General features: G+C 72.6%; 12 protein-coding genes and 1 tRNA gene. 9 read left to right on the top strand and 4 right to left on the bottom strand.

Features of this window, described 5'->3' with window-relative positions:
* The first annotated feature begins 50 nt into the window (after positions 1–50).
* The 3 genes from ACFUO4_RS14395 to ACFUO4_RS14385 all read left to right on the top strand — a co-directional run bounded on the left by ACFUO4_RS14395 (position 51) and on the right by ACFUO4_RS14385 (position 3149).
* Positions 51–1682, top strand: coding sequence for an alkaline phosphatase D family protein (locus ACFUO4_RS14395; RefSeq protein WP_383483977.1), 1632 nt, complete (start codon positions 51–53; stop codon positions 1680–1682).
* A 254-nt stretch (positions 1683–1936) separates the two neighbouring features.
* Complete coding sequence (locus ACFUO4_RS14390) at positions 1937–2377, top strand: DoxX family protein (RefSeq protein ID WP_079312576.1); 441 nt, start codon at positions 1937–1939, stop codon at positions 2375–2377.
* Positions 2378–2534: 157 nt separating this feature from the next.
* Positions 2535–3149 (top strand): DedA family protein, encoded by a 615-nt coding sequence (locus ACFUO4_RS14385; RefSeq protein WP_383483974.1) that lies wholly within the window; start codon positions 2535–2537, stop codon positions 3147–3149.
* On the opposite strand, the gene ACFUO4_RS14380 is transcribed toward ACFUO4_RS14385, so the two are convergent.
* Entirely contained in the window at positions 3150–3377 is a 228-nt protein-coding gene (locus ACFUO4_RS14380) for a DUF2277 domain-containing protein (protein WP_079312574.1), read from the bottom strand.
* A gap of 59 nt (positions 3378–3436) precedes the next feature.
* On the opposite strand from ACFUO4_RS14380, the gene ACFUO4_RS14375 reads away from it, so the two are divergent.
* The 3 genes from ACFUO4_RS14375 (at position 3437) to ACFUO4_RS14365 (ending at position 5614) form a co-directional block, all read left to right on the top strand.
* Entirely contained in the window at positions 3437–4192 is a 756-nt protein-coding gene (locus tag ACFUO4_RS14375; RefSeq protein WP_383483971.1) for an MBL fold metallo-hydrolase, read from the top strand.
* 67 nt (positions 4193–4259) lie between these two features.
* Positions 4260–5165 (top strand): ketopantoate reductase family protein, encoded by a 906-nt coding sequence (locus tag ACFUO4_RS14370; protein ID WP_383483968.1) that lies wholly within the window; start codon positions 4260–4262, stop codon positions 5163–5165.
* A 116-nt stretch (positions 5166–5281) separates the two neighbouring features.
* Positions 5282–5614, top strand: coding sequence for a hypothetical protein (locus tag ACFUO4_RS14365; protein WP_383483965.1), 333 nt, complete (start codon positions 5282–5284; stop codon positions 5612–5614).
* Positions 5615–5662: 48 nt separating this feature from the next.
* Here ACFUO4_RS14365 and ACFUO4_RS14360 read toward each other — a convergent pair.
* A tRNA-Val gene (locus tag ACFUO4_RS14360) sits at positions 5663–5737 on the bottom strand.
* 235 nt (positions 5738–5972) lie between these two features.
* Here ACFUO4_RS14360 and ACFUO4_RS14355 point away from each other — a divergent pair.
* From ACFUO4_RS14355 to ACFUO4_RS14345, 3 genes are all read left to right on the top strand, one after another.
* Positions 5973–6743, top strand: coding sequence for a DUF4097 family beta strand repeat-containing protein (locus ACFUO4_RS14355; protein ID WP_383483962.1), 771 nt, complete (start codon positions 5973–5975; stop codon positions 6741–6743).
* Positions 6744–6818: 75 nt separating this feature from the next.
* Entirely contained in the window at positions 6819–8210 is a 1392-nt protein-coding gene (locus ACFUO4_RS14350; RefSeq protein ID WP_383483959.1) for a hypothetical protein, read from the top strand.
* Positions 8211–8226: 16 nt separating this feature from the next.
* Entirely contained in the window at positions 8227–8436 is a 210-nt protein-coding gene (locus ACFUO4_RS14345) for a zinc ribbon domain-containing protein (protein WP_383483956.1), read from the top strand.
* 74 nt (positions 8437–8510) lie between these two features.
* Here the strand turns inward: ACFUO4_RS14345 and ACFUO4_RS14340 are convergent, their stop codons facing one another.
* Positions 8511–9317, bottom strand: a complete 807-nt coding sequence (locus ACFUO4_RS14340; protein ID WP_383483953.1) for an HAD family hydrolase — start codon at positions 9315–9317, stop codon at positions 8511–8513.
* Positions 9317–11794 (bottom strand): phosphoribosyltransferase, encoded by a 2478-nt coding sequence (locus ACFUO4_RS14335; protein WP_383483950.1) that lies wholly within the window; start codon positions 11792–11794, stop codon positions 9317–9319. The genes ACFUO4_RS14340 and ACFUO4_RS14335 overlap by 1 nt, the downstream gene beginning before the upstream one ends.
* Between the last annotated feature and the right edge of the window lie 9 nt (positions 11795–11803).

Here is an 11803-nt window from a genome sequence, read left to right as displayed (position 1 = left end):
ACCGAAGGGGCGCGCCGGAGGTGATCCCGACCAGAGAAAGGCGGGGTCACGTGGCCGAACTTCGGTTGGGACCGCTGCTCAGGTACGCCGACGGCTCGTCCGCGACCGTGTGGGTCGAGGCGAGCCGTCCGTGCACCGCCGAGGTGCGCGGCGACCGGGGCGCACACGGCGAGATCCGCACCTTCCAGATCGCCGGCCACCACTACGCCCTGATCCCGGTGACCGGCCTGACGCCGGGGACCTCGCAGGCGTACGAGGTGTTCCTGGACGGCACCCGGGTGTGGCCGCTGCCCGACTCCCCCTTCCCGGCGTCGGTGATCCGCACCCCGGGCGACGGCGACACCGTCCGCGTCACCTTCGGCTCCTGCCGCTGGGCCGCCCCGCCGGACGGCGGGAAGGACCCGGTCGGCCCCGACGCCCTGGACACCCTCGCGGCCCGGATCGCCGCCGACCCGGAGGGTGAACGCCCGGACGTGCTGGTGCTGTTGGGCGACCAGGTGTACGCCGACGAGACCTCCCCGGCCACCCGCCGCTGGCTCGCCGCCCGCCGCGCCCTGAGCGACCCGCCCGGCAGCGAGGTCGCGGACTACGAGGAGTACACCCACCTCTACTACGAGTCCTGGCTCGACCCGGAGGTCCGCTGGCTGCTGTCCACCCTGCCCACGTGCATGGTCTTCGACGACCACGACATCGTCGACGACTGGAACACCTCGGCGGCCTGGCTGGCGGACATGCGGGCCACCTCGTGGTGGCGGGAGCGGCTGCTGAGCGGCCTGATGTCGTACTGGGTGCACCAGCACCTCGGCAACCTCACCCCGGACGAGCTGGCCGCCGACCCGCTCTACGCCGCCGTCCGCCGAACCCCGGACGGCACCGACGAGTTGCGCGCCTTCGCCTGCAAGGCCGACGCCGATCCGGCCTCGGTGCGCTGGAGTTACCGGCGCGACTTCGGACGGGTGCGGCTGCTGATGGTGGACACCCGGGCGGCCCGCGTCCTGGACGAGGAGAACCGGTCGATGCTCGACCCGGGGGAAGAGGCGTGGCTGCGCGAACAGACCCTGGCCGACCGGGAGTCGTACGACCACCTCCTGCTCGGCACCTCCCTGCCCTGGCTGCTGCCCCACCTGGTGCACGACGCCGAGACATGGAGCGCGGCGCTGTGCCGGGGTGACCGCGGGGCGCGCTGGGCGCGGTTCGGGGAGGATCTGCGGCGCCGGGCCGATCTGGAGCACTGGGCGGCGTTCCCGGCGTCCTTCGACGCGCTGGCCGCGCTGATCGCGGAGGCGGGGGCCGGGCCCGGGGCGCCCGCGACGGTGCTGGTGCTCTCGGGGGACGTGCACCACGCGTACGTGGCCGAGCCCGAGTGGCGCTCCGGCGACGGCCCGCAGGCGCGGGTGCTCCAGCTGACCTGCTCCCCCGTCCACAACTCCATCCCCCTGTCCATACGCCTCGGTTTCCGGTTCGGGTGGAGTGCGGTGGCCCGGATGCTGGGCCGCCGTTTCGCCGGTCACGGCGGCTGCCCGCGCCCGCCGGTGGACTGGCGGCGGACGGGCGGCCCCTGGTTCGGCAACCAGCTGATGACGCTGACCCTGCGGGGGCGCTCGGCACGGCTGCGTCTTGAACAGGCGCGGGGAAACGGCGTGCTGAAGACGGTGGAGGAGTCGACCCTCACGGATCCGTGAGCGACGCACCGGACGCTCGGCCCGGGTGTGGATTCGGACACACTTTCGGGCATGAACATGGCAACCCGGGAGCCTCCGCACACCGTTCCACGTGCGACTACGAGCGAAACGGAATCTCCAGCGCGGGCAAATCCGTGGCCAAATGTTGAACTTGCAAGCATTGATCGGGCCCGCCTAGCGTGGAGTGCTCGCACGGTTCTGTCCCCCCACCGGTCCTCCCCACGGGCCGGTCCGACCGTAGGAGTACTCCCCACATGACCGGACGCCTCAACAGCGCCCAGCCGTACGTCCTCGGCCTGTTCCGTATCGTCGTCGGACTGCTCTTCACCTGCCACGGCGCCGCCTCGCTCTTCGGCGTGCTCGGCATGAGCAGTGTCCAGGCCGGCACCTGGCCGGGCTGGTACGCGGCCGTGATCCAGCTCGTCGGCGGCTCGCTCGTCCTGCTCGGCCTGGGCACCCGGGCCGCGGCGTTCATCGCCTCGGGCTCCATGGCGTACGCGTACTTCAAGGTCCATCAGCCCGGCGCACTGTGGCCGATGGAGAACGGCGGCGAGGCCTCGGCGATGTTCTGCTGGGCCTTCCTGCTGCTCGTGTTCACCGGCTCCGGCGCCTTCGGCGTCGACCGGCTGCTGGCGAAGCGCTCGCCGGCCGCCGCCGGACGACCGGCCGCGGACAAGGCACCCGTGGCCGCCTGACCCACCCGCTCCACGAGGGCGCCCCCGCACGGGTTGTTCACTCCCGAAACGTGTCAGCGGAGTGAACAACCCGTGCAGACACACGAGCCCCCAGAGAACCTCCTGTCACACCCCCCGCGTACGCTGTGTGGCTGTTACGGGGGAAACGGGAGTGACGGTGTTCGAGAGTCTCGGGAGTGTGGGCGCCCTGATCGGCAGCCCATGGATCTACGCGCTGGTGGCCGCGTCGGTCCTGCTCGACGTGTTCCTGCCGGTCCTGCCCAGTGGCGTCCTCGTCATCACGGCCGCCACCGCCGCGGCCGCGGGCACCGCCGCGGGCAAGGTCCCGGCCGACGTCCCGGACATCCTGCTGCTCACCCTCTGCGCCGCCACCGCGTCCGTCCTCGGCGACCTGGTGGCGTACCGGCTGGCCTGGCGCGGCGGCGACCGCCTCGACCGCGCCATCGCCCGCTCCCGCCGGCTGACCACCGCGCAGGAACGTCTCGGCTCGGCCCTCGCCCGCGGCGGCGGCCCGCTGGTCGTCCTCGCCCGCTTCGCCCCGGCCGGCCGCTCGGTCGTCTCCTTCGTCGCGGGCGCCGCCCACCGCCGCATCCGCGAGTTCCTGCCCTGGTCCGCGCTGGCGGGCCTGTCCTGGGCGGCGTACAGCGTCGCCCTCGGCTACTACGGCGCCCAGTGGCTGGGTACGACGTGGCTGGCGACCGGCGTGTCGGTGCTGGCGCTGTTCGGCGCGGGCGCCGGGGCGGCGTACGTGATGCGCCGCCAGCCCGCGTAACTACCCGGCTTTGCGGGCCGCTCCCCGGACTTCCAGGCCGGCCAGCAGTTCGGCCGTGGCCTCGGCGATCGCGTCGACGGCCCGGTCGAACACCTCCTGGTTGTGCGCGGCGGGCGCCCGGAAGCCGGACACCTTCCGCACGTACTGGAGAGCGGCGGCCCGGATCTCGTCCTCGGTCGCCTCCTCGGGCAGGACGGGCGGGCGAAGGGTCTTGATACTGCGGCACATGCCTCAAGTGTGGCCCGGCCGCCGGAATAGCGCGGGGCATCGGCCGGATTGTGCAGTACATGACCTCTGTGGAGATCCTCTACGTCGGCGGCCCGACCTCTCTGATCACGCTCGGCGGGGTGCGCCTGCTGACCGACCCGACCTTCGACGCGCCCGGCGAGTACGACCTCGGCTCGCGCACGCTGGTGAAGAAGACCGGCCCGGCGGTGCGGGCCTCCGACCTCGCCCCGGTGGACGCCGTCCTGCTCTCCCACGACCAGCACCCGGACAATCTGGACACGACGGGCCGGACGTTCCTCGAGTCCGCGCCTGTCGTCCTGTCCACGGCCTCGGCGTACGACCGGATCGGCGCCCCTGTCCGCGCCCTGCCCAGCTGGGAGCACACGGAGGTCGGCGGCGTCCGCGTCACCGCCGTCCCCGCCCTGCACGGCCCCAAGGGCTCCGAACCCCTCGTCGGCGAGGTCACCGGCTTCGTCCTGTCCGGGGCGGGGCTGCCGAAGGTGTACGCCAGCGGTGACAACGCCGACCTGGACGTGGTCCGTGAGATCGCCGACCGCGAGGGTCCCTTCGACGTGGCGGTGCTGTTCGCGGGAGCGGCCCGCACTCCCGTCGTCCCCGACGCCCCGCTCACCCTGACCAGCGAGCGGGCGGCGGAGGCGGCCGTGATCCTGGGCGCCCGTCATGTCGTACCGCTGCACTTCGAGCACTGGGCTCACTTCACGCAGGACGGCCCGACACTGACGAAGGCGTTCGCGGAGGCGGGCCTGACCGACCGGCTGCACCTGCCCGAGCCCGGGGAGACCGTACGGCTGTGACGTCTGCGATGATCCGTCGCGAGGCGGCCACCGCTCAAGGGGCCGACCGACGAAGGGAATTCGTGTGATGACGCACGACCGAGAACTGACCGTGGCCGTCCTGGGCCCCGGGGGCATCGGCGGCCTGCTCGCCGGACTGCTGGCCCGGGACGGCCACCGGGTGATCTGCCTGGCCGGGGACGAGACGACCGCGGCGCTGCGGACCTCCGGGATCCACGTCCGCAGCGGCCCGTACGGCGACTTCACGGCCGCGGTGGAGGCGGACACCGAGCTGCGGACGCCCGTCGACGCCTGTCTGGTGGCGGTCAAGCACACCACGCTCGACGCGGCACTGGAGCGTGTACCGCCCGCCGCCCTGGGCGACGCGCTCCTCGTACCGTTCCTGAACGGCGTGGAGCACCCGGCGGCACTGCGGGCCCGCTACGGCGAGGAGGCGGTGGCCCCGGCGGTGATCCGGACGGAGTCGACCCGGGTGGCGCCGGGCGAGATCGTCCACGGCAGCCCGCTCGCGGAGATCGACCTGAGCGGAGAGAAAGTGGCGAGGGACCGCCTGGAGACGCTGGCGGCGGCCCTGGACGCGGCCGGGCCGACCACCAGGATCCTGCCGGACGAGGCCTCGGCGCTGTGGGCCAAGATGGCGTTCCTCGCCCCGCTCGCCCTGCTCACCACGCGCTACGCGCTCCCGCTGGGCGAGGTCCGCACCCGCCACCGCGAGGAGTTGACCGCCCTGGTCGAGGAGACGGCCGCGGTCAGCCGCGCGTCGGGCGCCTCGGTGGACCCGGCCCAGGCCCTCGCCCGCTACGACGCGTTCCCACCCCGGACCCGGTCCTCCATGCAGCGCGACGCCGAGGCGGGCCACCCCCTGGAACTCGACGCGATCGGCGGGGCGCTGCTGCGCGCGGCGGACCGCTCCGGGGTGCCGGTCCCGGTGGCGACCCGCCTGGTGGCGGAGCTGCGGGCCGCGGGTCACTGAGCCGGCGCTCGGTCCTGCCCGATCTCCCAGCCGTCACAGAAGAAGCGCGAGGCTCGAACACACGAACCCACCGAAGAAACTCGCACCCCTAAATCGAACAGGCGTAGCATTGCGCCGTGGCTACGACCTATGACTTTCCGAGTGACCTCCTCGCCGGTCAGGAGGAGCTGCATCAGGTCAGGGCCGAGCTGTCGGCCCTGCTCAAAAGGCTGCCCTGGTCGGTCGAGCCCCTGGACGGGTTCAGCGACACCGCCGGGTGGCGCAAGGTGGAACGCCCCGCCTCACCCGGCTGGACGGCCGACGAACAGGCGGAGGTGGAGAAGCTCCGCCAACGCGAACACGAACTCGCCGTCTTCGTCAGCGGCCACCGCTTCTGGGCGGAGGTCGCGGCGGGGGAACGCGTGGACGCGCGGATGACACTGAAGCACGTACGGGACGAAACGGAGTGACGAACCGAAGAGGACCCCGGCCGATGCCGGCCGGGGTCCTCTTGACGCTGGTGGGCGCGGACGGTTTCGAACCGCCGACATCCTGCTTGTAAGGCAGGCGCTCTACCCCTGAGCTACGCACCCGCACCCCGAGCCGCGCTCAGGACGAGTCGACAGCCTACATTGCCCGGGGCACTGTCCTGCAAACCCGTATCCCGGGAACCGGACGTCAGGGGCGTGGCGGGGGTGCCGTCAGGGGTCTTCCGGGGGTTTTCCCCACCCCGTATCCGGGAGCGTCCCGGATCCCCCGGCCACCCCGCGGTCCGTACGGTCGAAGAGGCTTGTCAGTGCCGTCAGGTGCCTTCAGGGGGAGACTCTCATGACCCGTCGTTCCGTCACCGCCCGCGTCGTCCTCGCCGCAGGGGCCGTCGCTCTCATCGGGGCCGTCAGCGCGTGCGGGGCCTCCGCGGGCGACGACAAGCACCCCGACCACCGCGCCTTCACCCTGCACGGCGAGACCCTCACCGTCGACTCGGACGACTCCGCGCTGGAGATCGTCGCCGTGGACGACGCCAAGGCGAAAACGGTCGAGGTCACGCGCTGGTTCCAGGGGTCCGTCGCGCTCGGCAAGGACCCCGAGGTCACCTGGTCCATGAAGGACGACCGGCTCAAGCTGCGGATGCACTGCACCGGCGTCGTCGCCGACTGCGCGGCCAAGCATCGCATCGAGGTGCCGCGCGGAATCGCCGTGAAGGTCGAGGACGGGGACGGCAGCGTGCGGGCGCAGGGCTTCCAGACCCCGCTGAGCATCAGCACCGGCGACGGGTCCGTCCATGTCACCGACTCCAGCGGACCGCTCGACCTGAAGACCGGCGACGGCTCCGTGCGCGCGGAGGTCACCTCCCCCCAGGTCCGTACCCGCACCGGCGACGGCTCCGTCCACCTCGAACTGGGCGCCGTACCGGACCTGGTGGAGTCCCGCAGCGGAGACGGCTCCGTCACCGTCGAACTGCCCAAGGCCACGTACCGCGTCTCGACCGAGACCGGCGACGGCGGGGTGGACGTCTCCGTCCCGCGCGACGAGTCCAGCGCGCACGTCATATCCGCCCACACCGGCGACGGCAAAGTCACCGTCAGGACCGCGAACTAACGGGCCCGTGTGTTCGTCCTTAACCGGTGGGAGAATGACAACCGGGCCAGGACGGACACAGCACGGGAGAGGGATGTGACGGCGACACCAGCGCAGCCGTACTCGCCGGCACAACCGCAGTCGCCGTCGGCGCCGCGCACTCCTTCCGCGCTGCGCGACACCCTCACCCTTCTCGCCCTGCCCCTGGCCGCCGCCCTCGCGCTGCCCGCGGCGTTCGCAGGCGGCGGCACCCGCCGCTGGTTCGGAGGCCGGGCCGAGAACCAGCGGGCCGAGGCGCAGGCAGCGAAGGACGCCGCCGCGGCCGCGTTCTACGAACTGGACACCGCCCAGCGCGACCTGCGGATCTCGATAGAGACCATCACGGCCGTCGACGACTCCCCCGCCGCCCGCCGGGCCGTCTCCGACTTCGAGGCGCTGGGCCGCCGTATCGACGAGGCCAGCAGCCAGTACATCAACGCCGTCGACGCCCATGACCTCGACCGCGACGACCTGGAGGCGTCGGTCGCGGCCCGCGCGCGCACCGAGCTGACCGCCGCCAAGGACGAGCTCGGACGGGTCAAGCAGGATCTCGACCGGTTCGCGGACGGCCTCGGGCCACTGCTCGGCAAGGCCGAGACCCAGCTGGCCCGGCTCGCCCCCGCGGTGGAGCGGGCCCGGCAGGGACTGCTGGCGGCGTCCAACGCCCTCGACGCGGTACGGCAGTCGGGCCTGAAGGCCGACGACCTCGCCGCCCGGCTCGCCGCCCTCGGGCCCGAGCTGACCAAGCTCAACCAAGGCGCCGGGGCGCACGGGGTCCCGCAGACCGTGGAGCGCGCCGAGCGCGTCGCCCGGGAGGCCGAGGCGGTCCGCGTGGAGGCCGAGCGGCTGCCCGAGAAGGCCGCCGAGATCGACCACCGGCTGGTCTCGCTCCGCACCCGCGCCCAGGCCCTCACCACCCGTGCCGGTCAGGTCGAGCCGGTCCTCAGCGAGCTGCGGCGCCGCTTCTCCGCGGCCTGCTGGCAGGACCTCCAGCAGGTGCCCGGCCAGGCCACGGAGAACGTACGACAGGCCGAGCTGAAGCTCACCGAGGCGCGGGCCGCGCGGGACGCCCAGCGGTGGCCGGACGCGACGGCCCTGCTGTCCACGGTGCGGGCGCTGCTGAACGCCACGGACGAGTCCGTGTCGGCGGCCGGTGACCGGCTGCGCCGGCTGAACGCCGTGCAGAAGGACCCCCAGCAGGAGATCGACCGGACGCGGTTCGCCATCCGGGACGCGCAGCGGCTGGCGATGACCGGACGCAACACGCCCGACCCCCGGCACGCCCGCCCGCTGGACGAGGCGGTGGCCCGTCTCGAGCGGGCGATCGGCACGCTGGAGGGGCGGCACCCGGACTACTGGCACTTCCTCACGGAGACGGAGGCGGTGCGGCAGGCGGTGGCTCGGGTGGTCGCGCAGATCCGGGACGAGCGAGGGGCTGCGCCGCACTGACGGTTAGCCTGTTGGCATGCCTCGTTATGAGTACCGCTGCCGGAGTTGCGGCGACACGTTTGAGTTGAGCCGGCCGATGGCTGAGTCTTCGGCGCCGGCGACGTGCCCCGTGGGGCATGAGGACACGGTGAAGTTGCTGTCGACGGTGGCTGTGGGGGGTACGGCGAGTGCGGCGCCGGCGCCCAAGGCCGGCGGCGGTTGTTGTGGTGGAGGGTGTTGTAGCTAGGTTCAGGTGCGAATTCGGCTGTGGGTGCGTGGGGGCTGGTCGCGCAGTTCCCCGCGTCCCTAAAAGCAGGGCGTTTACTGCCGCGTTGCTTTCAGGAACTCCCGGAGAATGCGCTCCCCGGCCAGCACACCCCTCTCAGGCAGCGCGCTGATCGTCGGGGCTGCCCAATCCGCCTCCGCCAGCTCCCCATGCCCCGGCCTCCAACCCCTGTCCGCCGCCAGGAGCAAGTCGGCGTCCAGCAAGGAGTCGCCGGCCGCCAGCGTCAGCTCCGCACCCGTGCGCCGGGCCACCTCCCGCATCGCCGCGCTCTTCGTCAGGGGCTTCGGGACGGCGTAGATCTTGCGGCCCTGGAGGGAGACCGTCCAGCCGAGGTTCTCCGCCCACACCGCGAGTTCCTTCACCCAGTCCTCGGGCAGCAGCTCGCGCTCGACGACGAGGTAGGCGAACAGGTCCTCGGCGACCCGGTGCTTGCGCACCCACACGGGGTCGGCGGTGCGCAGCAGATGCTCGCGCACCTCGTCCAGCGGCGCGCACTCGTCGGCCAGCCGGGCCTGGACGCGGGCGTGCCAGTCGGGGTCCGTGACGCCGTCCACCAGGAGGTGGCCGCCGTTGGCGCAGATGGCGTACGTGGGCGCCGGGCCGGGCAGGTTGATGCGCTGGTACTGCTTGCGGGTCCGGGTCGTCGTCGGCACGAACACCGCCGCGTCACCGAGGTCGCCCAGCAGTCCGGCCGCCGTCTCCGTCATGTACGACAGCGGCTTGCTCTCGTGCACCTCGACGCAGAGCAGCCGCGGCGCCCGCGCGTCCGGCATGGTCAGCGCGAGGGCCGCCGAGGAGTAGATGAGCGTACGGTCGAGGTCGCTCGCCACCAGCACCGGCATCAGACCGCCACCGCCTTGCCGTCGGCGCCGGTCGCGCCCCGCGTGTACTTGGGGTGGATCAACCCCACGCAGGTGTACGGCAGTTCGGGCACCTCTTCCACCGGTACACCTCTCTGCTCGGCCAGCAGCCGCACATGGTCGAGGTCGGCGCCCGCACCGGCCTTCGCGAGGATCTTCCAGGGCACGCGGCGCAGCAGCACCCGGGTGGTCTCGCCGACGCCGGGCTTGACGAGGTTCACGTCGTGGATGCCGTACTCCTCACTGATGCGTTCGACGGCCGCCCAGCCCTCCCAAGTGGGCTCGCGGTCACCGGACATCAGCTCCTTGACCTGCTGCTCGACGGTGTCCACAACCTCCGGGAAGGTGGCGGAGACCGCGTCCAGGAAGTCCACGGAGACGTCGGCGCCGGCGAGTTCGCGGTAGAACTTCGCGCCGTGGAAGTCGTCCGGACCGACCAGGTCCGCGCGCAGCACCGTGCGGGAAATCAGGCCGGAGACGGTGGAGTTGAGGCAGGCGGAGGGGATGAGGAAGTCCTCGCGGGTGCCGTACGTCTTCACGCACGAGCCCGGGTCGGCGAGGACCGCGATCTCCGGGTCGAAGCCGCCTGCGCCGCCCGCCGCCTCGAACTCCTTGATCGCGTCCGCGAGTTCACGGGTGATGGCACCCTTGCCGGTCCAGCCGTCGACGAAGACGACGTCCGCGGGGTCGTGGTGGGCGGCGAGCCAGCGCAGCGCGTTGGCGTCGATGCCGCGGCCGCGGACGATCGAGACGGCGTAGTGGGGCAGGTCGAGGCCGTGCCGGAACTGGGCCCAGCGGCGCATCAGGACGCCGACGGGGGTTCCGGCGCGGGCGAGCGAGACGAGGACGGGCCGGGGCGAGCGCTCTTCGAGCACGATCTCCGTCACGGCCCCCACGGCCTGGGCGAGCCGCGCCGCGGACGCGTCCAGGGCCGTGTGGAAGAGCTGCTGGTACTGCTCGCTGGGCTGGTACTCCACCGGCAGCGACTCGGCGTAGTGCGCGCCGCCGCTCTGGATGGCCTCCTCGCGCTCCTCGGTCGGCGCTTCCAGCGTCACGTCCGACAGGTCCTGGAGCAGCCAGCCGACCTCGTCGGGGGCGTACGAGGAGAAGGCGGGGCCGCGGAGGGGCTCGGGGAGCATGGAGGGCCTTTCGGGGACGTACGACGGGACGACCGCGAGCAGTATGTGCGGGGCGGTTTCGGCCAGCTGCGCCAACAGGCCGTCGGGGGCGTGCAGTTCGGGGGTGTCGGCGGCGGAGTCGACGACCGCGACCACGACGTCGAATCCGGCGCCGGCGATGTTGTACGCGTAGCGGTCACCGGGGCCGTCGGCGGGATCGTCATGAGCCGGGAAGACGATGCGGCTGCGTATCGCGTAACCGGGGTCGTCGACCGCGAGGACGGGTGAGCGGGTGGTGGTGGAGTAGGTGACCTCGGCGCCTTGCGCGACCTGCTCCAGTTCGCGGGCGAGCCGCAGGGGCGCGTACATCAGCTCTTCGAAGCCGAGGATGTGGATGCGGCGGGCGCCCGCGGGGATGGCCTCCGCGAGGCGGGCGGTCATCTCGGGGAGGGCGGCTTCGAGGCGGGTGCGGTGGGCGGGGGTGAAGCCGTGCCGTCCGCCGTCCGGGAGCCCGAGGGGCCAATGCAGGTCGACGCGGTGGTGTGTCGGGTGCGGGTGCGCGACCGGCCCCGGCGAGCCCGCAGACGACCGACCACCCCCCGCGGCAGTCTCCCCCTCGTACCGCGCAACCAACGCCTGCCCCTTCTCCAGCACCCCCTCCGGCAGCCGCACCTTCCCCGACGCCGCCGCCACCAGGTCCACCCGCGCGCCTATCTCCCGCGCGAACTCCTCCAGGCGCCCCGCATCCGTCTCCGACCGCATGTCGACCAGTGCCACGACCACATACCTGCCCCGCGGATACCGCGCGTGCAGGTCCCTGATCGTGTTCAGGACCGTGTTGCCCGTCGAGAACTCGTCGTCGACCAGCACCAGCGGGCCGTCCCCGGCCAGCAGCCCCGCGTCCTCCGGCAGCAGCAGATGGGACGTCGCGTGGGAGTGGGACTCCTCGAAGCCGCCCGCCGGGGCGACCCCGGCGACCGGGCGGCGCGTCGAGTGGAGGTAGGGGGCGAGGCCCAGGCCGTCGGCGACCGAGTGGCCGAGGCCCGTCGCGGTCTCCGCGTAGCCGAGGACGACCGCGGTGGCCGCCTCCTCGCCGAGCAGGTCGCGCACCCGGCGGCCGAGGGCGAAGCCATGGCTGTACACCACCGTCGGTGACTGCGGTACGTGCTTGCCGAGCACGTGGGAGACGAGGAGGTGGGCCCGCTTGGGGTTGCGGCGCAGGGCCAGGCCGAGGAGGTCGGTCAGGCCCTCGTCGCCGACGAGTTCGACCCCGAGGCGCTCGGCGACCCAGGTGCCGGACCAGATGGTGTCCGGCACCCTGCTGTTCACTGCGTTGTTCATGCGTCCCTT

It is taken from the genome of Streptomyces sp. NPDC057280, from assembly GCF_042668605.1.
GTDB lineage: Bacteria > Actinomycetota > Actinomycetes > Streptomycetales > Streptomycetaceae > Streptomyces.
This window is presented reverse-complemented; position numbering and strand designations above follow the sequence as displayed.

Excerpts from the sequence above, each read along its gene's own strand:
- ACFUO4_RS14390 (WP_079312576.1), top strand. The coding sequence starts at position 1,937 with ATGACCGGACGCCTCAACAGCGCCCAGCCGTACGTCCTCGGCCTGTTC.
- ACFUO4_RS14380 (WP_079312574.1), bottom strand. The coding sequence starts at position 3,377 with ATGTGCCGCAGTATCAAGACCCTTCGCCCGCCCGTCCTGCCCGAGGAG.
- ACFUO4_RS14375 (WP_383483971.1), top strand. The coding sequence starts at position 3,437 with ATGACCTCTGTGGAGATCCTCTACGTCGGCGGCCCGACCTCTCTGATC.
- ACFUO4_RS14370 (WP_383483968.1), top strand. The coding sequence starts at position 4,260 with ATGACGCACGACCGAGAACTGACCGTGGCCGTCCTGGGCCCCGGGGGC.
- ACFUO4_RS14355 (WP_383483962.1), top strand. The coding sequence starts at position 5,973 with ATGACCCGTCGTTCCGTCACCGCCCGCGTCGTCCTCGCCGCAGGGGCC.
- ACFUO4_RS14345 (WP_383483956.1), top strand. The coding sequence starts at position 8,227 with ATGCCTCGTTATGAGTACCGCTGCCGGAGTTGCGGCGACACGTTTGAG.
- ACFUO4_RS14340 (WP_383483953.1), bottom strand. The coding sequence starts at position 9,317 with ATGCCGGTGCTGGTGGCGAGCGACCTCGACCGTACGCTCATCTACTCC.
- ACFUO4_RS14335 (WP_383483950.1), bottom strand. The coding sequence starts at position 11,794 with ATGAACAACGCAGTGAACAGCAGGGTGCCGGACACCATCTGGTCCGGC.